This is a genomic window from Phenylobacterium sp. (assembly GCF_041916435.1).
Taxonomy (GTDB): domain Bacteria; phylum Pseudomonadota; class Alphaproteobacteria; order Caulobacterales; family Caulobacteraceae; genus Phenylobacterium.
On sequence record NZ_JAYRZM010000001.1, the window covers coordinates 225,303 to 243,647 of the forward strand.

Genomic DNA, 18,345 nt, shown 5'->3' on the forward strand with positions numbered 1-18,345 from the left:
CGCCGAAAACCGCCCCGGCCGGGGCCAAATCCTTGGAGGAGATGGTGGGTGTAGTAGGATTCGAACCTACGACCCGCTGATTAAGAGTCAGCTGCTCTACCAACTGAGCTATACACCCGCAGCCCTTGCGCCCTAAGGCGTTGCGGACCGTTCCCGAGGGGCCCGAGCGGCTGTTTTGCAGCGGCCTTTTTCGGGGTCCCGTTTGGGAGGCGTTCTCCTACCCTCCCTTTGCGAGCTTTGCAAGCGCGGCCTCCGCCAGCCGTGACGCCGACGCGGCGGCTTGCGCCACAGGCGATCTTAACAGGGGCGCACGCCGCACGCGCGTAAGCCGTCGACGCGCCTGCCGCTAACCGGCTAGGGTGCACCACCTATAGTAATCAAGCTCGAATGGGCGTCTGGGTGATTATGACAGGTCAGCGGCTATTGATCGGGGGCGGCCGCAGCGCCGCCGCGCGTCTGAAACGTCATGCGCCGGGTTCCGGCGCATGACGCTCTACATCTTCGGGGGGCTTTTCCTCGCGATCGCGGGCGTCTGCCTCTGGCTGGCGCCTCAGTACAGGGCCGACGGCGACGACGCCGAGGCTCGGGCCGCCATGGGCGGCGTGGTCGCATTCCTGGCGCTGGGCCTGGTCTTCCTGGTCGCGGCCACCAGCTTCACCTTCGCTCAGGGCGACGACGGCCGGGGCGGCGACGTCGATCCGCGTCCTCGCCAGCGGGCCGCTCACGCGGCGAACTGGGCGCGTTCGCGGAACCTGTCCGGCGGGCAGCGCGCGCGCATCCGCGTTCGCCGGCGAACGGCGCCCGGCGAGGGCGAGCGACGCCTGGCGCGGAGCGCCGGGCCCGCGCGCGTCGAGGCGGCCGCGTTCCGCGTGCGGCGAGGGTGGGCCGGCGCTCGCGGCGGGCCTCCCGCCGCGCTGACGGGCTGATCCATCAAGGCCAGGCGACGCGGGCGCGCGAAATGCGCTAGGACGGAGCTTGGCGGGCGCGGGGTCTTCCCGCCGTTTCGAGAGGCTCCGATGGCCAGACGCGATCTGACGGGCGCGGTGGATTTCGACTACCTGGAAGAGTTCGCCGCCGGCGATATCCAGGTGATCGAGGAGGTGCTGGCGCTGTTCCGCGAGCAGGCCGCGATCTGGTCCGCCATGCTGGATCCGGGCTTCGACGGCTGGCGCGACGCGGTGCACACCATCAAGGGATCGGCCCGCGGCGTCGGCGCCTTCGCGCTCGGCGAAGCCTGCGCCCAGGCCGAATCGCTAGGAGCCGCGCACCTCGACGCCGTGCGCGACGCGCTGAACGCGGCGCTCGCCGACGTGGCCGCCTACGCCCACGAGCAGGCGCTTCAGTCGCTCAAGTCGCCGCGCGACTGATCCCAGGCGGCGAATTCGTAGGCGATCGAGCGGTCGATCAGCAGGCGCCAGACCGGCTCGGCGATGGCCTCCGACAGCCCGGCGGCCCGCGCGGCGGCCTTCACCTTGGCCACCACGTCCTCGATGCGGGCGGTGTCGCGCACGGCGGCGCGGTCGGCCTTGATGCGCGCGGCGGCGTCCATGTAGCCCTGGCGCTCGGCCAACAGGGCCACCAGCGCCCGGTCCAGCGCGTCCACGCCCTGGCGCACTTCGGCCATGGTGGTGCAGTCGCGGGGAGGCAGGCGGTCGTCAACAGGGATGGTCATAGGGGGTGGAACTCAGATTCCTGCGCCATTGTCTATCGCCCGCAGCGCCGCCTCGTGCGCCTCGGCCTCGGCCTTGATCCAGGTGATGAAGGCCTTCACCTGGGGCAGCCGGCCCTTGGCCTTGGGGTGGACCAGGTAATAGGCGAAATCCACGGCGGTTTCGATCTGCAAGGGCGCGACCAGGCGGCCGGCGTCCAGGTCGGCCTGGGCCAGGGTGCGCTTGGCCAGCGCCACGCCGCGGCCGTTCACGGCGGCCTCGATCACCAGGCTCGACTGGTTGAAGCGGGGCCCGCGCGCCCCGTCGATCCCCTTCAGCCCCCGCGCGGCCAGCCACATCGGCCAGTCGGGGCAGGAATCGTCGAGCTCGGGCGAGCCGTCGTGCAGCAGGGTGTGGTTGGCCAGGTCCTTGGGCTCGCCCAGCGGCGTCGTCTGCAAGAGGGTCGGGCTGACCACCGGGATCACCGCCTCGCTGATCAGCCGCGTCACCTCCAGCCCCGGATAGCGGCCGCCGCCGTAGCGGATGGCCACGTCCACCTCGCCGGCGGTCAGGTCCACCAGGTCGATGCCGGCCGAGAGCCACACGTCCACCTGCGGATGGGCTTCCTCGAACCGGCCGAGCCGCGGCACCAGCCACTTGGCTGCGAACGAGGGCGCCGCCGTGAGCGTCAGCCGCCGTCCGTCCACCGCCGCCGTCAGCATCGAGGCGGCCTCGGCCAGCCGGTCGAACGCCTCGCGCAGCGCGGGAAGGGCGGTCTGCGCCGCGTCGGTCAGGAGCAGGCCCCTCGGCGTGCGCTTGAACAGCGGTGCGCCGACGTAGTCCTCCAGGTTCTGGATCTGCTGGCTGACCGCGCCGGGCGTCACCGAAAGCTCGTCGGCAGCGCGGCTGAAGTTGAGATGCCGAGCGGCGGCCTCGAAGGCCCGCAGGGCGTTGAGCGGCGGCAAGCGGCGGCGCTCGACGTTTCGTTCCATGAGTTTTCCTGACAACCCGGGCAGAACTCCTTGGGTTGCGAAGTGGCGTCGCCGGACCCAGTTTGCAACCGCTCGCCGATGTATCGGCCCTTTTCGTCGGCGGGCGCTGTGCGGGGCGGGCGTCAGCCCGTCCCGCCACATGTCCCTGGGTAAGCGTTTAGAGAAGCTAAAGCCATGGCGCAACGCGCAGCCAAGTCGAAGCGGCAGGGACGCCTCGTCGTCCTGGGCGGCGAGCGCCCGGTCGAGCCGGGCCGCGTGTGGCTCGTGGGCGCCGGTCCCGGCGACCCAGACCTGTTGACGATCAAGGCGCTGAAGGCGCTGCAGGGCGCCGACGTGGTGGTCCACGACGGCCTCGTGTCCGACGAGATTCTCGATCTCGCGCCGGCCGCGGCGCGGCGCATCTGCGTGGCCAAGCGCAAGTCGCGCCATTCCTACGCCCAGGACGAGATCAATCGCATGCTGGTCGCCTTCGCCCTGGAGGGGCTGGAGGTGGTGCGGCTGAAGGGCGGCGATCCCTTCATCTTCGGCCGTGGCGGCGAGGAGCTGGAAGCCTGCCGCGAAGCGGCCGTGGACTGCCGCATTGTGCCGGGGATCACCACGGCCCTGGCGGCCGGCGCCAATGCGGGCGCGCCGCTCACCCACCGCGGGGCGGCCCAGGCGGTCACCTTCGTCACCGGCCACGCGGCCAAGGGCGAGGCTCCGGACTTGGACTGGCCGGCCCTGGCGCGGCCCAACCACACCGTCGTCGTCTACATGGGCCTGTCCACCGCCGGCGAGATCGCCGGGCGGCTGACGGGCGCGGGCCGCGCGGCCTCGACCCCGGCCCTGATCGTCGAGAACGCCAGCCGCCCCGACGAGCGGCGGATCGTCACCACCCTGGCCGGCCTGGCCGAGGCGGCGGCGGGCCTTTCCGGCCCGGCCCTGCTGATCGTCGGCGAGGCCATGGCCCTCGCCCGGCCGGGCCAGGGCGTCGAGGGACTTGTGCAGGAGGCCCGTCAGTTGGGCCGGGGAGTTGTGGGATGAGGGCGCTGACCGCCAACCGCCTGATCGACGGCGAGGTCGTCTTCTGGGCCAAGGACCGCTGGGTCGAGCGCTTCGCCGAGGCCGAGCTGTTCGCCGAGGGCGAGGGCGAGGCCGCGCTCGCCGCCGAGGGCCACGCCAAGGCCCAGCCGACGGTGGTGATCGACCCGTATCTGATCGACCTCGCCGAATCCGAGGGCATGTGGGCGCCGGTGTCCTATCGCGAGCGGCTGCGCGCGCTGGGGCCCACCAACCATCTGCGTCACGGCAAGCAGGCCGAGGGCGGCCAGGCCATCGAGGCCCTGCAACACGCCTCCGGCGCGGCCCGCTCGGCCGGCCGGGTCAAGCTGATCAAGCGTTAGGGGAGGGGCCGATGTACCTCTACGACACCCTCGACCGTGAATTCGTCGCGGACCGCTCCGCCGAGTTCCGCGAACAGGTCGCCCGCCGCCTGGCCGGCGAGATCACCGAGGACCAGTTCAAGCCGCTGCGGCTGATGAACGGGCTCTACCTGCAGCTCCACGCCTACATGCTGCGCGTGGCGATCCCGTACGGCTCGATGAACGCGGCCCAGCTTCGCAAGCTGGCCTGGATCGCGCGCACCTACGACAAGGGCTACGGCCACTTCACCACGCGCACCAACATCCAGTTCCACTGGATCAAGCTGCGCGATGCGCCGGACATCCTGGACGCCCTGGCCAGCGTGGACATGCACGCCATCCAGACCAGCGGCAACTGCATCCGCAACACCACGGCCGACCCTTATTCGGGGGCCACCGCCGAGGAGCTGGACGATCCGCGCGTCTGGGCCGAGGCGATCCGCCAGTGGTCGAGCCTGCATCCGGAATTCTCGTTCCTGCCGCGCAAGTTCAAGGTCGCGATCACCGGCTCGGCCAAGGACCGCACCGCCGCCAAGGTGCACGACATCGGCCTGATGCTGCGCCGGGGCCGCGACGGCCAGCTCGGCTTCGAGGTGATCGTCGGCGGCGGCATGGGCCGCACGCCCTACGTCGGGCCGACGATCCGCGAATTCCTGCCCGCCGGGCGGCTGTTCTCCTACCTGGAGGCGGTGCTGCGCACCTACAACCGCTATGGCCGGCGCGACAACAAGTACAAGGCGCGCATCAAGATCCTGGTGGCCGCCCTTGGCGCCGAGGAGTTCGGCCGCCAGGTGGAGGCCGAGTGGGAGAAGATCGGTCCGGCCGGCGACCTGCCGGACACCGAGCTCGCCCGCATCCGCGCCGCCTTCGCGCCCAAGCGCTTCGAGACCCTGCCGCCCGTCTCGGCGGCCTTCGAGGAGGCCAAGGCCTCCGACCCGGCCTTCGCCCGCTTCGCGCGCAACAACGTCAAGGCGCACAAGACGCCCGGCTACGCCATCGTCGAGGTCTCGCTGAAGGCGATCGGCGAGACGCCCGGCGACGCCACCGCCGACCAGATGGACGTGGTGGCCGACCTCGCCGAGCGCTACGGCCAGGACGACGTGCGCGTCACCCACGAGCAGAACCTGGTCCTGCCGCACGTCAGGCAGGACGACCTGCCGGCGGTCTACGCGGCCCTGGCCCAGGCCGGGCTCGGCACGGCGAACATCAACCTGATCAGCGACATCATCGCCTGCCCGGGGCTGGACTACTGCGCGCTGGCCAACGCCCGGGCGATCCCGATCGCCCAGGACATCGCCGAGCGCTTCGCCGATCCCGACCGCGCCGAGACCATCGGCGAGCTGAAGGTGAAGATCAGCGGCTGCATCAACGCCTGCGGCCACCACCACGTGGGCCACATCGGCGTCCTGGGCGTCGATAAGAAGGGCGAGGAGTTCTACCAGCTCACGCTCGGCGGCTCCGGGGCCGAGGACGCCGCTGTCGGCCAGATCCTGGGTCCGGCCCTGCCGGCCGACCAGGTGGCCGAGGCGGTCGACACCCTGGTCGAGGTCTATCTGCGCGAGCGCGCCGAGGGCGAGCGCTTCCTCGACACCTTCCGGCGCACCGGCGTCGCCCCGTTCAAGGAGGCCGTCTATGCCGCCGCTCATTAAGCTCAAGGCCGGCGAGATGAGCCTGGTGGAGGACCCCTTCACCCAGGTCGCCGACGAGGACGACATGCCGCCCGGCGACGTGATCGTCTCGCTGGCGCGCTTCGAGTCGGAAGGCGAGGCGCTTCTGTCCGAGGGCCGCGCGATCGGCGTGCGCATCGAACCGGACGAGGACGTCGAGGCCCTGGCCTACGACCTGCCGCGCCTGGCGGTGGTGGCGCTGGCCTTTCCCAAGTTCGGCGACGGCCGCGCCTACAGCTATGCGCGCCTGCTGCGCGAGCGGCTCGGCTTTTCCGGCGAGGTCCGCGCCGTGGGCGACGTCCTGCGCGAGCAGGCCGGCTTCATGGTGCGCGTCGGCTTCGACGCCTTCGAGCCGGCGGACGGCGCCTCGCCGCAGGACTGGGCCCGCGCCGCGGCCCGTCACCGCCACGTCTACCAGCGCTCCGCCGACGGCCGCGCCCCGGCGTTCGTGGAGCGGGAAGGGACCTGAGTATGGCTTACGATCAACTGGAGCGGCCCTCCCTGGCCGCCCGCCTGGACGCCGAGCTGCGTCACGCCCATCCGGCCACGGTGCTGGAGGCGGCGATCGAGACCTTCGGCGACCGGCTCGCCCTGGTGTCCTCGTTCGGCGCGGAATCGGCGGTGCTGCTGCACCTCGTCGCCCAGTTGAAGCCGGACATCCCGGTGCTGTTCCTCGACACCGGCATGTTGTTCGGCCAGACCCTGGACTACCGCAAGCAGCTCGCCGCCAGGCTGGGCCTCACCGGCGTGCGCGACCTGCGCCCCGCCTACCAGGACCTGGCGGTGGCCGATCCCGAGGCCAAGCTCTGGCAGTCCGACACCGACGCCTGCTGCCACGTGCGCAAGGTCCTGCCGCTGGACCGCGCGCTGGCCGAGTTCGACGGCTGGATCACCGGGCGCAAGCGCTTCCATGGCGGCGACCGGGTCTCGCTGCCGGTGGTCGAGCCGGCCGACGGCAAGGTGAAGTTCAATCCGCTGGCCAACTGGGGCAAGGTGGAGCTGGACGCCTACGCCGCCGAGCATGACCTGCCCGCCCATCCGCTGGTCGCACAGGGCTTCCCCTCCATCGGCTGCTGGCCGTGCACCCAGCCCGTCGAGGACGGCGAAGACGTGCGCGCCGGCCGCTGGAAGGGTTCCGACAAGACCGAATGCGGCATACATCTGGCCCGCGCGCCGGGCGCCGTCGCCAACGTGGGCGGCGACATCTGACCGCAGGACACCCCTCGCCGAATTTGTCCGAATTCAAAGACTCTTGAGCAAATTGCGGTCTTCTGCGCCCCGATCTGCTCAGCTAGCTCGAGTTGACCATGACTGACGCCACCGTGGCCGCGCCGGCCGCCAGCAAGGCCCGAGGCGCCTTCCTCGTCGAACGGGTGACCTGGGTCCAGCACTGGACCGACGAACTCTTCTCGTTCCGCACCACCCGCGATCCGGGCTTCCGCTTCTCCAGCGGCCAGTTCGTGATGGTGGGCCTGGAGGTGGACGGAAAGCCGCTGGTGCGCGCCTATTCGATCGCCAGCCCGGCCTGGCACGACGAGCTGGAGTTCTACTCCATCAAGGTCCAGGACGGCCCGCTCACCTCGCGCCTGCAGCACCTGAAGGTCGGCGACGAGGTGCTGATCGGCAAGAAGCCCACCGGCACCCTGGTGCTGGACGGCCTCAAGCCCGGCAAGCGGCTCTACATGCTGGGCACCGGCACGGGCCTGGCGCCCTGGCTGTCGCTGGCCCGCGACCCGGAGGTCTACGACCGCTTCGAGACGGTGGTGGTGACCCACACCGTGCGCCACGTGGCCGACCTGAACTACCGCACGCTGTTCGAGACCGAGCTGCCGAACGACGAGATCCTCGGCGAGGTTGTCGCACCCAAGCTGCGCTACTACCCGACCGTCACCCGCGAGCCGTTCAGGACCCAGGGCCGGATCACCGACCTGATCGCGTCCGGTCAGATGTCCCGCGACCTGGGCCTGCCGCCGCTCAATCCGGCGGAGGATCGCGTCATGCTGTGCGGCGGGCCGTCGGTGCTGGCCGACCTGAAGGTGCAGCTCGAAGGCATGGGCTATGTGGAGGGGTCGATCTCCTCGCCCGGCGACTATGTGCTCGAGCGGGCCTTCGTCGAGACCTGAGCCCGAAGGTCCGGGCCGGCCTTACTTGGCCGGCGGGCAGCCCTTGAATTCGCCGACCTTGCTGACGCTGAGGGTGTCCAGGTTGAGCTGGCGCATCGGGGCCATCGAGGACGCGCCCTTGCCGGTGTAGAGGTCGATCCGCTCGCCCTTGATCGCCCCGCCGGTGTCCGAGGCGTACCAGTAGCCGTCATGCTTGGTGCCGTCCGGCATCGGCAGGCCGACCGTCTCCTTGATGAACAGGACCGTGTGGCGCGGGATCAGGTGCGTATCGACCGCGGCCGTGCGCATGGCCACCACCTTGCAGCCCAGCGAGTCCAGCGCGCCCACGCCCTTGGCCCCGGCGTGATAGAGGGTCGCCTTCAGGCTCCAGTCGGGCGTGCCGATCGGCGAGCCCGACAGAATCGAGACGATCAGGTCCCCGATCGGATCGGGGTTGGCGGGGGCGGCGTGCGCCGCACCCCCCGCGACGATCAGCGGAAGGACGACGGCCAGGGCGGCGAGGCGGCGTCGCACGACGGCGTCTCCTCAGTCGTTGATCTGGATCGCCGAACGTTTTGAGGGGCTTGAGCGCCGCTGACAAGAAAAAGGAGTCAGCCGAGCTGAGCGGGCTGTTAGACTCATTCGCTTGCGCCTTGAATCCGCGCAGCTATTCGTCCGCAAGGCATTTTTGGGGCAGAGCTAATGACGCTTAGGATCTACGGCGACTCGATCTCCGGCAATTGCCTGAAGGTGAAGTGGACGGCCGACCGGCTGGGCCGGGCCTACGAGTGGATCGAGACCAGCGTGCTCAAGGCCGAGACCCGCACGCCGGCCTTCCTGGCGATGAACCCGGCCGGCCAGGTTCCGCTGGTCCTGCTGGACGACGGCCGCCCGCTCGCCCAGTCCAACGCGATCATCCTGCACCTGGCCGAGGGCTCGGACCTGATCCCTGCGGACGCCTATGAGCGGGCCAGGATGCTGGAATGGATGTTCTGGGAGCAGTACAGCCACGAGCCCTACGTGGCCGTCGCCCGCTTCCACCACCACTATCTCGGCAAGCCGCTCGGCGAACTCGACCCGAAGCTGTTCGAGCGGGGGAACGGGGCGCTCCAGCGCCTGGAGGATGCGCTCGAAGCCGAGCAATTCCTCGTGGGCGGCCGGCTCAGTCTCGCCGATGTCGCCTTGGTGGCCTATACGCGGGTGGCGCACGAGGGCGGCTTCGACCTGTCCCGCTATCCCAAGGTCCAGGCCTGGGTGGCTCGGGTGGAGGCGGCCCTCGGCATCGCCTGAGGAGTGTCCATGTTGCGTCCGTTTCGTCTGGCCGCCGTCGCGCTGGCCGCCCTGTCGCTCGCGCCCGGCGCGGCCCTGGCCTGGGGCGCCAGCGGCCACAGGATCATCGGCATGACGGCCGCCGAGGCGCTGCCTAACGAGGTTCCCGCCTTCCTGCGCACGCCCACGGCGGCCTCGGACATCGGCGAGCTGTCGCGCGAGCTCGACCGCTCCAAGGGCGCGGGCAAGGTGCACGACCTGGACCGCGATCCCGGCCACTTCCTGGACCTGGACGACAGCGGCCGCGTCCTCGGCGGGCCTCTGCTCTCCGCCTTGCCGGCCACCCGCGCCGACTACGAGACCGCCCTGCGCGCCGCCGGCGTCGACAGTTGGAAGGCCGGCTATCTTCCCTATTCGATCATCTCGTCCTGGCAGCAGCTCGCCAAGGACTTCGGCTACTGGCGCGTGCTGAACGCCGCCGAGGCCCGCGCGACCGATCCGGGGCGCCGCGCCTGGTACGCCGAGGACCGCCGCCGCCGCGAGGAGCTGATCCTGCGCACGATCGGCAATCTGTCGCACTACGTCGGCGACGGCTCGCAGCCGCTGCACGTGAGCGTCCACTACAACGGCTGGGGCGCCTATCCGAACCCCAAGGGCTACACCCAGGCCAAGATCCACGGCCCCTTCGAGGGCCAGTTCGTGCGCGGCTACATCAAGCCCGAGGCCGTCGCCGCGGACGTCGGCGCCTTCCACGACTGCGGCTGTCCGATCGAACGGCGCACGGCCGACTATCTCGCCGTCGCCGGCCATGAGGTCGAGCCGCTCTACGCCCTGGAGAAGGCCGGCGGCTTTTCGCCGGACGATCCGCGCGGGGTGGCCTTCGTCACCGCGCGGCTCGCCGCCGGGGCCACCGAGCTGCGCGACCTGATCGTGGAGGCCTGGCGCGCGGGCGGGGAGTCGACGGTCGGCTGGCCGGCGGTGAGCGTCGCCGACGTGGAGGCCGGCAAGGTCGATCCGTTCGACGCGCTCTACGGCGTCGACTGATGGAGGCGGTTCCCCAGTTCGGCGCCGTGCAGGACGGCCGCGTCTACGCCGACCGCCCCGCCGCGTTCGGCCTGGCCCTGCGCGAGGGGCTGATCGCCGTGGTCCGGGTGCAGCCCATCGGCTTCGACACGCCCTGGATCGACCTGCCGGGCGGCGGGATCGACCCGGGCGAGACCGCCGATGTGGCCGTGGTGCGCGAATTCGGTGAGGAGACGGGGCTCAAGGTGTCGGCGGGCAGGGCCTTCGCCCGCGCCGACCAGCTCTTCATCAACACCGACGGCGTGGCGTTCAACAACCGCTCGACGCTGTTCGCCGTTCGCATTCAGGCCGAGGCGCCGCACCTGAAGGTCGAGGCCGACCATGAGCTTCTTTGGCTCGACCCGAACGAGGCGATCGCCCGCCTGCGCCACGACTCCCATGCCTGGGCGGTGGCCGCCTGGCTGCGCCGCGTTGCGTGACTCGGCCCAAACCGTTAGTGCGGGCGCGCGTTTTCGGGAGGCGCATCCATGTCTGAAGCCCAGATCATCGACGGCAAGGTCTATGCCGAGAAGCTGCGCGCCGAGGTGGCGGCCGAGGTCGCCGAGCTGAAGGTCAGGCACGGTCTGCAGCCCGGACTGGCCGTGATCCTGGTGGGCGAGGACCCGGCCAGCCAGGTATATGTGCGCTCCAAGGGCGAGAAGTCGCTGGAGGCCGGGATGCACTCGGTCACCCACCGGCTGCCGGCCGACACCCCCCAGGACGAGGTCCTGGCGCTGATCCAGAGCCTCAACGCCGACCCCGCCATCCATGGCGTCCTGCTGCAGCTTCCCCTGCCCAAGGGGCTGGACGAGAAGCCGCTGCTGGCGGCGATCGATCCCGACAAGGACGTCGACGGCCTGCACGTGGTCAACGCCGGGCGCCTGTCCCAGGGGCTGCCGGCGCTGGTGCCCTGCACGCCGATGGGCTGCATGATCCTGCTGCGCGAGACCGTGGGGGATCTAGCGGGCAAGCGCGCGGTGGTGGTGGGCCGCTCGGTGCTGGTGGGCCGGCCGATCGCCCAGCTCCTGCTGCAGGCCGACTGCACCGTCACCATCGCCCATTCGCGCACCGTCGACCTGCCGGCCGTGTGCCGCGAGGCCGACATCCTGGTGGCCGCCGTCGGCCGCCAGCGGATGATCAAGGCCGATTGGATCAAGCCGGGCGCGGCGGTGATCGACGTGGGCATCAACCGCGTGCCGTTCGACGATCCGGTCAAGGCCGCCGAGGGGCGCACCAAGCTGGTCGGAGACGTGGACTACAAGGCCGCCCGTCAGGTGGCCGGCTGGATCACGCCCGTGCCGGGCGGCGTCGGCCTGATGACGGTCGCCTGCCTCCTGCAGAACACGGTGACCGCCGCCAAGCGCCTGAACGGCCTGGACGGCTAGTCCTTCGTCGGAACCGCCTTCTCGTTGGTCCAGGCGATCAGCTTGGCGATCGCCTCGCCCGACGCCTCGTCGAAGGCCTCGACGATCGAACCGACCCGGTTGTTCTTGGCGCGCGTCCGCACGTCGAAGGTCACGTCGCCGATGAGCGCGCGGTCGGACGAGCGTGTCAGCACCGCGCGCAGCTTCACCAGCACCGTCGGCGCGCCGCGCGAGCCGTGGTCGTAGTCCGCCTCGAAGCCGTTCACCTCCACCCGCAGGAAGTAGGCCGCCCGCGAAGCCTCGCCGCGCACCACCAGCCGGGCGGGGCCGACGTTGTCGTCGAACGCCTGGTTGAGCGCCTCGTCGAACAGGACGCTCGCCGGCGACACCCAGCGCGCGTCGGCGATGTAGGCGGCCTTGGAGCCGCTCATGGTCAGGATCCGGTCGGAGGCCACCGCGCGCGAGAAGCTCGTGCGGTTCTTGAACACGCCCACCGGCGTCACCTCGCCCTGCGGCGCCTCGGCCGCCGGCTGCGGGGCGGTGAAGCGATAGAGCTGGACAGGCTTGGTCTTGGGAAACACGGTGACGCAGGCCGCCAGGGCCGCCGCCGCCAGCGCCACGCCCGCGGCGCGGACCATCGATCGTGCCAGGCTCATGGCTTCACCTTGACTTCCTGCGCGGGCGCCTTGCTGACCAGGCCCTGCGGGTTGGATTCCAGTTCGTTGGACAGACGCTCCAGCGAGGTGGCCGCCGACTGCAGGGCGGTCACCGCGTCGGTGATCTGCGGCAGGCCGTTCTTGGCGAAGTCCGCCGTCGGGCCCTGAAGCTCGGCGACCATGCCGCGCAGGTCCTTGGCGGCGGCGCCGACCTCCTGGGCGGCCTTGTCGAAGTCGGCCAGGGTCTTCTTGCCGTCGTTGTCCACCAGGCCCTTGGTCGACTGGGAGAGCTCGGCGATCTGCTGGGCGGCCGCGTCGATGTCCTGCAACGCCTTCTGTGCGTCGCCGATCATGTCCTTGTGCTTCGCCAGTTCGGCGGTCACCGCCTGGGTGTCGGCCAGGGCGTCGCCGAAGGTCTTGATGTTCTTGTCGGACATCACCCGGTTGAGCCGGTCGAGCGCCTCCACGGTTCGCGTCAGCACCGTGCCCCCGCCCTCCAGCAGGTCGGCCAGGGTGCTGCGCTGGCTCTGGATCTTGGGAATCTGCCCCTTGGGGGTGACGTCCTTCAGGAGCGGCTTGGAGGGCGTGCCCGCGGTGATCTGCACCAGGTTCACGCCGGTGACGCCCAGGGGCTCCAGGGTGGCGTAGGAATCCTGGCGGATCGGCACGTTGGAGGTCACCCGCGTACGGGCGATCACGCGGGTGGGGTCGCTCGGGTCCAGGTCGATCTTGGTGACCTCGCCGACCTTGATGCCGTTGAAGTGCACTTCGCCGCCCTGCGACAGGCCCCGGACCGGCCCCTGGAAGACGATGTCGTAGACGTCGTAGTCCTGGGCGAAGCGCAGTTGCATCAGCCACACGGCGAACACCACCGCGCCGATGAACAGGATCAGCGTCGACAGGCCCACCAGGGCGTAGTTGGCGTTCCTTTCCATCAGGCCTCCTCGGCGGCGAGCTTGGCCCCGGCCGCCGCGGCGCGGCCGCGGGGACCCAGGAAGTACTCGCGGATCCAGGGGTGGTCGGAGCGTTCCAGCTCGGCCACGGGGGCGGTGGCCACCACGTGCTTGTCGGCGATCACCGCCACACGATCGGTGATCGCGTAGAGCGTGTCCAGGTCGTGGGTGATCATGAACAGGGTCAGCTCCAGGCTCTCCGACAGGTCGCGGATCAGCTCGTCGAAGGCGGCCGCGCCGATCGGGTCGAGGCCGGCGGTGGGTTCGTCCAGAAAGAGGAGTTCCGGATCGAGCGCAAGGGCGCGGGCCAGGGCCACGCGCTTGCGCATCCCCCCGGACAGCTCCGCGGGCTTCAGGTCGGCGGCGTCGGCGCGCAGGCCCACCAGGGCGATCTTCAGGTCGGCGAGTTCGCTGACCTCGTTGCGCGACAGGCGCGTGTGCTCGACCATCGGCGCGGAGACGTTCTCCTTGACGGTCAGGTTGGAGAACAGCGCCCCGTTCTGGAAGAGCACGCCCCAGCGCCGCTCCACCCGCGACCAGCGCTTGCGCGAGCTGGTCTGCACGTCATAGCCCAGCACCCGCACGGTGCCGGCCTCGGGCTTCTTCAGGCCGATGATGGTGTTCAGCAGCACCGACTTGCCCGAGCCGGAGCCGCCGACGACGCCCAGCACCTCGCCGCGGCGAACGGTGAGGTTGAGGTTGTCGTGCACCACGTGGTCGCCGAACTGCGAGCGCAGCCCGATCACCTCCACGGCGGGGCCTTCGCCGCCGAAGGCCGGCTCGTTGTCGGCCGCGCCGCTCAAATGTCCAGTTCCATGTAGATCAGGGCGAACACCGCATCGATGAGGATGATGGCGAAGATGGCGTGCACCACGGCCGCCGTCACCCGCCGGCCCAGGGATTCCACGTCGCCGCCCACCTCCATGCCCTGGCGGCAGCCGATTCCAGCGATCGCCATGGCCATCACGGGCGCCTTCGAAAGCCCGATCCAGAAATGGGTGGCGCCCACGTTGTCGATGATGCGCTGCAGGAAGAAGGCCGGCCCCAGGTCCAGCACCGACCAGGTGACCAAAAGGCCGCCGAACAGGCCGGCCAGGGTGGCCACGAAGGTGAGCAGCGGAATGGTCAGCAGCAGGGCGAAGAAGCGCGGGAAGACCAGGGCCTCGAACGGGTCGACCCCCAGGACGCGCATGGCGTCGATCTCCTGGTTCATCTTCATCGAGCCGATCTCGGCGGCGAAGCTCGAGGCCGAGCGGCCGGCCAGCAGGACGGCGGTGATGATGATGTTGAACTCGCGCATCACCGCGATGCCGATCAGCTCGACGGCGAACACCTGGGCGCCGAACTGGCGCAGCATGTTCGCGCCCAGGAGGCCCACCACCGCGCCGATGAAGAAGGCGGTCGTGGCCACGATCGGCAGGGCGTCCAGCCCCGCGCGCTCGGCCAGCGAGATGCAGGCGGCCCAGCGGATGCGGGCGGGATTGATCAGGTTGCGGCCGGTGACGGCCAGCAGGTGGCCGCCGAAGGCCAGGGTGCCCACAGCGTCGGCGCCGAGGTTGATCACCCCCCTGCCGATGCGCACCAGCATGTCCTCGAAGCCGCGACGCGGGGCGGGGGGCGGCTTCTTGGTCTGGGCGGCGCGGGCGACCAGGTCGATCAGCCGCTTGGTCTCGGGGCGCGCGCGAAGCTCGGCCGCCTTGAGCGCGCCGCCGGTGGCGCGCACCAGGGCGTAGGCGCCGGCGGTGTCGAGCCGGTGCACGCCGGTCAGGTCGAGCACGCCGGCGGGCGCGCCGTCCAGGTACTCGGCCAATTGATCGGCCGCCCGTCCCAGGGATCCGGCGGTCCAGTCCCCCGTAAGCAGGGCGACACGGCCAGCGGCCGTGTCTTCGACCTTGAAGTCAGCGGGACGATCCATGGGCGAGGGTCCGCCAAGCCTCCGACGCTACAAGCTGGGCCGTTGAATCAGGCCCGAAGCGGCCGACCCTAACAGAGCCTGGCCGCCGACCGAACGCCTTATGCCGCCGAGCGCGACCTTCGCGCCCGGCGCCCAGCTTGGGGCGCCTCTCGCCTTGGTGATCGTCCAGGCGGCGCAATCGGCCAATCTTTCGCCCCAGTCGGACGGGTATCGAGGGGCGCGGGCGAACCTTCCGGGGGCGTCCCGTCGTCATCTTTCAGGGCTGGGAGAGTGCGTTGACCCGCCAGATCGACTTCGCCGGCAAGTCCGGAACCATCTACCGCTACACGCAGCTCGACGAGGCTCGGCCGCTGCCGCCGGCGGGAGCGAACTACGTGCTGGCCGACGTCGCCGACCGCGTCGTCATCCTCTTCGCCGGGGAGACCGACAATCTGGCCAAGGGCGACTGGCGCTCGCCGCTGGTCGAGGCGCGCGAGCGCTATGACCGCGTGGAGGTGCTCACGCGGCTGAACGTGCGCAGCGCCGTACGCGTGCAGGAACAGGAAGACATCATCCGTCAGCACCAGCCGGAGATGAACGCGCCGCTCGAATCTCCGCCTGCGGACGAACCCGAGGCGCCGCCGGCCGCCGGGCCGGACGAGGACTGACCGGCCGGGCGCCGCGCGCGGCGCGCCGGAGCGCGCGCGGCCTCGTCGAATCGATCGAGGCGCGCGGCTCCAGCCAGGATTTTCCTACATCCGCTCGACGATGATCGCCGGCGCCATGCCGCCGGCGGCGCACATGGTGACCAGGCCGCGCTTGAGGTCGCGGCGTTCCAGTTCGTCGATGATCGTGCCGATCAGGATGGAGCCGGTGGCGCCGATCGGGTGGCCGAGGGCCATGGCGCCGCCGTTCACATTGACCTTCTCGCGATCGAGCCCGAGGTCGCGGATGAACTTCTCCGTCACCACGGCGAAGGCCTCGTTGATCTCCCACAGGTCGATGTCGTCGACGGTCAGGCCGGCCTTCTTCAGCGCCTTGTGCGCCGCCGGGACCGGGGCGTTCAGCATCAGGGTCGGGCTGTCGCCGACATTGGCCATGGCCACCACGCGGGCGCGCGGCGTCATGCCGTTCTTCTTGGCGTAGTCGGGCGAGGCCAGCACCACGGCCGCCGCGCCGTCCACCACGCCCGACGAATTGCCCGCGTGGTGCACGTGCTTGATCTTCAGGTCCGGATAGACCTGCTGGATCAGCCCGGCCAGGGTCATGCCCGACGCGTCCATCGGCACATTGGCGATGGCCTCGAACGACGGCTTCAGCGCCGCCAGCCCCTCGAGCGTGGTCTGCGGACGCGGGAACTCCTCGCGGTCCAGCGCCAGCGTGCCGTCGTCATGGAACACCGGCACCAGCGACTTGTCGAAGCGGCCCTCGTCGATGGCCTTGGCCGCCCGCTGCTGGCTCACATAGGCCAGCTCGTCCAGCGCCTCGCGCGGGATGTTCTCCAGGGTGGCGATGGCGTCGGCGCAGATGCCCTGGTGCGATTGCGGGTGGATCTTGCGCAGATGCGCGTTGCCGGCGTCCATCAGCGCCGGGCCCTCGAAGAAGGCGGCGTTCTGCGGCGCGCTGGAGGCGGTGTAGGACATCATCTCCGTGCCGCCGGCGATGACCAGGTCCTCCATGCCGGACATGATCTGCGAGGCCGCCAGGTTCACCGCGGTGATCCCCGAGCCGCAGAAGCGGTCCAGCGTCATGCCGCTGGCGCGCACGTCGTAGCCGGCGTCCAGGGCGGCCATGCGGCCCAGGTCGTTGCCCTGCTTGCCGCGCTGGGACGAGGTGCCCCAGATCACGTCGTCCACCTCGGCGGTGTTCAGATTGTTCCGCTCGGCCACGGCCTTCAGCACGGTGGCGGCCAGGCGCTGCGGGTGGAAGTCCGCCAGCGCGCCCTTGCCCAACTTGCCAACGCCGCGCGGCGTGCGCGCCGCATCGATAATCCAAGCTTCAGTCATTCCTGCAGATCCTTCCCAAAATGCGTCTACGCGCAAATCGATCTCGAACACGAGTTTGAACCGGCGGACGCTGGGGCAGGCTAGCCCCCTTTTTTCGGCGCCGCCGGGGCGGGATCGCGCGCCTTCAGCAGCGCCGTCACGCCGATCAGGCTCGCCAGGGCGAAGCCGCCGCCGGTCATGAAGGTCGCCGGCGCGCCCCATCGGGCCCAGATCGCGCCGGCCGCCAGGCTGGCCATGAGCTGGGTCACGCCGGTGGCCAGGTTGAACAGGCCGAAGGCCGTGCCGCGCAGGCGGGCCGGGGCGGCGTCGGCCACCAGGGCCGACAAGAGCCCCTGGGTCAGCCCCATATGCAGGCCCCACAGCGCCACGCCCGCCATCACGCCGGCCAGGTCGCCCGACCAGGCCAGGAGCGCGTCGGCGAAGATCAGGGCCACGACCCCGGCGGCCAGCAGGCGCCGGCGGCCGATGCGGTCGGACAGGCCGCCGGCCGGCGCGGCGACCAGGGCGTAGACCACGTTCATCGCGATCAGCACCAGCGGCGTCAGGGTCAGCGGCAGGCCCGCGTCCGATCCGCGCAGCACCAGGAACGCCTCGGAGAACCGCGCCATGGTGAAAAGCACGCCCACGGCCACGGCGATCCAGAACGCCGTGCCGATGCCGCGCACGTCGGCCCAGCGGATCGGCGCCGGCGCGGCCGCGGCGCCGGCCGCGCCGTCCGGCTCCTTCACGCCGAAGATCAGGAGCAGCACCGCCGCGGCGGCGGGGATCACGGCGAAGCCGAACACCGCGCGCATGTCGTCGGCCATCAGCGCCATCAGGCCGATCGCCAGGCCCGGGCCGACGACGGCGCCGATCGTGTCCAGCGACTGGCGCAGGCCGAACGCCGCGCCGCGCATCTGCTTGGGCGCCACGTCGGTGATCAGGGCGTCGCGCGGCGCGTCGCGCACGCCCTTGCCGATGCGGTCGGCGAAGCGCGCGGCGAGCACCTCGTAAGGCGTCGCCGCCAGCGGGAACACCGGCTTGGTCAGGGCCGCCAGGCCGTAGCCGGCCACGGTCAGGAGCTTGCGCTTGCCCAGCCGGTCGCTGAGCCAGCCGGAGAACACCTTGGTGATCGAGGCGGTCGCCTCGGCCACGCCCTCGATCAGGCCGAGCAGGGCCGGCGAGGCGCCCAGCGTCGAGACCAGGAAGACCGGCAGAAGGCCGTGGATCATCTCCGAGGAGACGTCCATGAACAGGGACACCAGCCCCAACGCCCAGACCGTGCGGGGCAGACGGACGAACCGCTCGAACATGCGCCTTTTCCTAGGCGCGGCGGCGGGGCCGGTCCAGGC

22 protein-coding genes and 1 tRNA gene are annotated in these 18,345 nt (G+C 70.7%); 13 read left to right on the forward strand and 10 right to left on the reverse strand.

The features are described 5' to 3' along the window. Window positions 1-42: 42 nt before the first annotated feature. Window positions 43-118 (reverse strand) — tRNA-Lys (locus ACE3TA_RS01115). A 367-nt stretch (window positions 119-485) separates the two neighbouring features. Between ACE3TA_RS01115 and ACE3TA_RS01120 the strand changes: the two genes are divergently transcribed. Further along, window positions 486-926, forward strand: coding sequence for a hypothetical protein (locus tag ACE3TA_RS01120; protein ID WP_374569850.1), 441 nt, complete (start codon window positions 486-488; stop codon window positions 924-926). Between the two features lie 90 nt (window positions 927-1,016). After that, complete coding sequence (locus tag ACE3TA_RS01125; protein ID WP_374569851.1) at window positions 1,017-1,367, forward strand: Hpt domain-containing protein; 351 nt, start codon at window positions 1,017-1,019, stop codon at window positions 1,365-1,367. Here ACE3TA_RS01125 and ACE3TA_RS01130 read toward each other — a convergent pair. Both ACE3TA_RS01130 and gcvA read right to left on the reverse strand, forming a co-directional pair. After that, window positions 1,340-1,672, reverse strand: a complete 333-nt coding sequence (locus ACE3TA_RS01130; RefSeq protein WP_374569852.1) for a chorismate mutase — start codon at window positions 1,670-1,672, stop codon at window positions 1,340-1,342. The two genes, ACE3TA_RS01125 and ACE3TA_RS01130, sit on opposite strands and share 28 nt — an antisense overlap. Window positions 1,673-1,684: 12 nt before the next feature. Next, window positions 1,685-2,641 carry a transcriptional regulator GcvA gene (gene gcvA / locus ACE3TA_RS01135; protein WP_374569853.1) on the reverse strand — a complete coding sequence of 319 codons (957 nt, stop codon included), beginning with the start codon at window positions 2,639-2,641 and terminating at the stop codon, window positions 1,685-1,687. Window positions 2,642-2,815: 174 nt separating this feature from the next. Here gcvA and cobA point away from each other — a divergent pair, with 174 nt between their 5' ends. The 6 genes from cobA to ACE3TA_RS01165 all read left to right on the forward strand — a co-directional run bounded on the left by cobA (window position 2,816) and on the right by ACE3TA_RS01165 (window position 7,831). Continuing rightward, window positions 2,816-3,664: a uroporphyrinogen-III C-methyltransferase gene (gene cobA, locus ACE3TA_RS01140; RefSeq protein ID WP_374569854.1), complete on the forward strand. Its 849-nt coding sequence runs from the start codon at window positions 2,816-2,818 to the stop codon at window positions 3,662-3,664. Then, complete coding sequence (locus ACE3TA_RS01145) at window positions 3,661-4,023, forward strand: DUF2849 domain-containing protein (protein WP_374569855.1); 363 nt, start codon at window positions 3,661-3,663, stop codon at window positions 4,021-4,023. Before cobA ends, ACE3TA_RS01145 begins: the two co-directional genes overlap by 4 nt. Before the next feature lie 11 nt (window positions 4,024-4,034). Then, window positions 4,035-5,690 carry a nitrite/sulfite reductase gene (locus ACE3TA_RS01150; RefSeq protein WP_374569856.1) on the forward strand — a complete coding sequence of 552 codons (1,656 nt, stop codon included), beginning with the start codon at window positions 4,035-4,037 and terminating at the stop codon, window positions 5,688-5,690. Beyond that, window positions 5,674-6,177, forward strand: coding sequence for a DUF934 domain-containing protein (locus ACE3TA_RS01155; RefSeq protein ID WP_374569857.1), 504 nt, complete (start codon window positions 5,674-5,676; stop codon window positions 6,175-6,177). The genes ACE3TA_RS01150 and ACE3TA_RS01155 overlap by 17 nt, the downstream gene beginning before the upstream one ends. 2 nt (window positions 6,178-6,179) lie before the next feature. Continuing rightward, on the forward strand, window positions 6,180-6,917 hold the full coding sequence (locus ACE3TA_RS01160) for a phosphoadenylyl-sulfate reductase (RefSeq protein ID WP_374569858.1): 738 nt from the start codon (window positions 6,180-6,182) through the stop codon (window positions 6,915-6,917). A gap of 98 nt (window positions 6,918-7,015) precedes the next feature. Continuing rightward, a complete protein-coding gene (locus ACE3TA_RS01165; protein ID WP_374569859.1) occupies window positions 7,016-7,831 on the forward strand; it encodes a ferredoxin--NADP reductase in 816 nt (271 codons plus the stop codon). Between the two features lie 21 nt (window positions 7,832-7,852). Here the strand turns inward: ACE3TA_RS01165 and ACE3TA_RS01170 are convergent, their stop codons facing one another. Then, window positions 7,853-8,344 (reverse strand): 3D domain-containing protein, encoded by a 492-nt coding sequence (locus ACE3TA_RS01170; protein WP_374569860.1) that lies wholly within the window; start codon window positions 8,342-8,344, stop codon window positions 7,853-7,855. Between the two features lie 168 nt (window positions 8,345-8,512). On the opposite strand from ACE3TA_RS01170, the gene ACE3TA_RS01175 reads away from it, so the two are divergent. From ACE3TA_RS01175 to folD, 4 genes are read left to right on the forward strand one after another with little or no spacing between them, the layout of a single operon-like run. Further along, window positions 8,513-9,100 carry a glutathione S-transferase family protein gene (locus ACE3TA_RS01175; protein ID WP_374569861.1) on the forward strand — a complete coding sequence of 196 codons (588 nt, stop codon included), beginning with the start codon at window positions 8,513-8,515 and terminating at the stop codon, window positions 9,098-9,100. A gap of 9 nt (window positions 9,101-9,109) precedes the next feature. After that, window positions 9,110-10,123 carry a S1/P1 Nuclease gene (locus tag ACE3TA_RS01180; protein WP_374569862.1) on the forward strand — a complete coding sequence of 338 codons (1,014 nt, stop codon included), beginning with the start codon at window positions 9,110-9,112 and terminating at the stop codon, window positions 10,121-10,123. Continuing rightward, window positions 10,123-10,581 carry an NUDIX domain-containing protein gene (locus ACE3TA_RS01185; protein WP_374569863.1) on the forward strand — a complete coding sequence of 153 codons (459 nt, stop codon included), beginning with the start codon at window positions 10,123-10,125 and terminating at the stop codon, window positions 10,579-10,581. The genes ACE3TA_RS01180 and ACE3TA_RS01185 overlap by 1 nt, the downstream gene beginning before the upstream one ends. 48 nt (window positions 10,582-10,629) lie before the next feature. Then, window positions 10,630-11,526: a bifunctional methylenetetrahydrofolate dehydrogenase/methenyltetrahydrofolate cyclohydrolase FolD gene (gene folD / locus ACE3TA_RS01190; RefSeq protein ID WP_374569864.1), complete on the forward strand. Its 897-nt coding sequence runs from the start codon at window positions 10,630-10,632 to the stop codon at window positions 11,524-11,526. Here folD and ACE3TA_RS01195 read toward each other — a convergent pair. Genes ACE3TA_RS01195 through ACE3TA_RS01210 form a run of 4 tightly spaced genes read right to left on the reverse strand, consistent with a single transcriptional unit; the run spans window position 11,523 to window position 15,029 of the window. Further along, entirely contained in the window at window positions 11,523-12,161 is a 639-nt protein-coding gene (locus ACE3TA_RS01195; RefSeq protein ID WP_374569865.1) for an ABC-type transport auxiliary lipoprotein family protein, read from the reverse strand. The genes folD and ACE3TA_RS01195 overlap by 4 nt on opposite strands. Further along, window positions 12,158-13,096: an MlaD family protein gene (locus ACE3TA_RS01200; RefSeq protein ID WP_374569866.1), complete on the reverse strand. Its 939-nt coding sequence runs from the start codon at window positions 13,094-13,096 to the stop codon at window positions 12,158-12,160. The genes ACE3TA_RS01195 and ACE3TA_RS01200 overlap by 4 nt, the downstream gene beginning before the upstream one ends. Next, a complete protein-coding gene (locus tag ACE3TA_RS01205) occupies window positions 13,096-13,917 on the reverse strand; it encodes an ABC transporter ATP-binding protein (protein ID WP_374569867.1) in 822 nt (273 codons plus the stop codon). Before ACE3TA_RS01205 ends, ACE3TA_RS01200 begins: the two co-directional genes overlap by 1 nt. After that, window positions 13,914-15,029, reverse strand: coding sequence for an MlaE family lipid ABC transporter permease subunit (locus ACE3TA_RS01210; RefSeq protein WP_374569868.1), 1,116 nt, complete (start codon window positions 15,027-15,029; stop codon window positions 13,914-13,916). Before ACE3TA_RS01210 ends, ACE3TA_RS01205 begins: the two co-directional genes overlap by 4 nt. Window positions 15,030-15,304: 275 nt before the next feature. Here ACE3TA_RS01210 and ACE3TA_RS01215 point away from each other — a divergent pair, with 275 nt between their 5' ends. Further along, entirely contained in the window at window positions 15,305-15,676 is a 372-nt protein-coding gene (locus tag ACE3TA_RS01215; protein ID WP_374569869.1) for a hypothetical protein, read from the forward strand. Between the two features lie 84 nt (window positions 15,677-15,760). Here the strand turns inward: ACE3TA_RS01215 and ACE3TA_RS01220 are convergent, their stop codons facing one another. Both ACE3TA_RS01220 and ACE3TA_RS01225 read right to left on the reverse strand, forming a co-directional pair. Then, window positions 15,761-17,014, reverse strand: coding sequence for an acetyl-CoA C-acetyltransferase (locus tag ACE3TA_RS01220; protein ID WP_374569870.1), 1,254 nt, complete (start codon window positions 17,012-17,014; stop codon window positions 15,761-15,763). Window positions 17,015-17,094: 80 nt separating this feature from the next. Beyond that, a complete protein-coding gene (locus ACE3TA_RS01225) occupies window positions 17,095-18,306 on the reverse strand; it encodes an MFS transporter (RefSeq protein ID WP_374569871.1) in 1,212 nt (403 codons plus the stop codon). Window positions 18,307-18,345 lie beyond the last annotated feature (39 nt).

Excerpts from the sequence above, each read along its gene's own strand:
- ACE3TA_RS01225 (WP_374569871.1), bottom strand. The coding sequence starts at position 18,306 with ATGTTCGAGCGGTTCGTCCGTCTGCCCCGCACGGTCTGGGCGTTGGGG.
- ACE3TA_RS01130 (WP_374569852.1), bottom strand. The coding sequence starts at position 1,672 with ATGACCATCCCTGTTGACGACCGCCTGCCTCCCCGCGACTGCACCACC.
- ACE3TA_RS01145 (WP_374569855.1), top strand. The coding sequence starts at position 3,661 with ATGAGGGCGCTGACCGCCAACCGCCTGATCGACGGCGAGGTCGTCTTC.
- ACE3TA_RS01165 (WP_374569859.1), top strand. The coding sequence starts at position 7,016 with ATGACTGACGCCACCGTGGCCGCGCCGGCCGCCAGCAAGGCCCGAGGC.
- ACE3TA_RS01195 (WP_374569865.1), bottom strand. The coding sequence starts at position 12,161 with ATGAGCCTGGCACGATCGATGGTCCGCGCCGCGGGCGTGGCGCTGGCG.
- ACE3TA_RS01200 (WP_374569866.1), bottom strand. The coding sequence starts at position 13,096 with ATGGAAAGGAACGCCAACTACGCCCTGGTGGGCCTGTCGACGCTGATC.
- ACE3TA_RS01180 (WP_374569862.1), top strand. The coding sequence starts at position 9,110 with ATGTTGCGTCCGTTTCGTCTGGCCGCCGTCGCGCTGGCCGCCCTGTCG.
- ACE3TA_RS01155 (WP_374569857.1), top strand. The coding sequence starts at position 5,674 with ATGCCGCCGCTCATTAAGCTCAAGGCCGGCGAGATGAGCCTGGTGGAG.
- ACE3TA_RS01220 (WP_374569870.1), bottom strand. The coding sequence starts at position 17,014 with ATGACTGAAGCTTGGATTATCGATGCGGCGCGCACGCCGCGCGGCGTT.
- ACE3TA_RS01175 (WP_374569861.1), top strand. The coding sequence starts at position 8,513 with ATGACGCTTAGGATCTACGGCGACTCGATCTCCGGCAATTGCCTGAAG.
- ACE3TA_RS01160 (WP_374569858.1), top strand. The coding sequence starts at position 6,180 with ATGGCTTACGATCAACTGGAGCGGCCCTCCCTGGCCGCCCGCCTGGAC.
- ACE3TA_RS01125 (WP_374569851.1), top strand. The coding sequence starts at position 1,017 with ATGGCCAGACGCGATCTGACGGGCGCGGTGGATTTCGACTACCTGGAA.
- folD (WP_374569864.1), top strand. The coding sequence starts at position 10,630 with ATGTCTGAAGCCCAGATCATCGACGGCAAGGTCTATGCCGAGAAGCTG.
- cobA (WP_374569854.1), top strand. The coding sequence starts at position 2,816 with ATGGCGCAACGCGCAGCCAAGTCGAAGCGGCAGGGACGCCTCGTCGTC.
- ACE3TA_RS01210 (WP_374569868.1), bottom strand. The coding sequence starts at position 15,029 with ATGGATCGTCCCGCTGACTTCAAGGTCGAAGACACGGCCGCTGGCCGT.
- ACE3TA_RS01120 (WP_374569850.1), top strand. The coding sequence starts at position 486 with ATGACGCTCTACATCTTCGGGGGGCTTTTCCTCGCGATCGCGGGCGTC.
- ACE3TA_RS01150 (WP_374569856.1), top strand. The coding sequence starts at position 4,035 with ATGTACCTCTACGACACCCTCGACCGTGAATTCGTCGCGGACCGCTCC.
- ACE3TA_RS01185 (WP_374569863.1), top strand. The coding sequence starts at position 10,123 with ATGGAGGCGGTTCCCCAGTTCGGCGCCGTGCAGGACGGCCGCGTCTAC.
- gcvA (WP_374569853.1), bottom strand. The coding sequence starts at position 2,641 with ATGGAACGAAACGTCGAGCGCCGCCGCTTGCCGCCGCTCAACGCCCTG.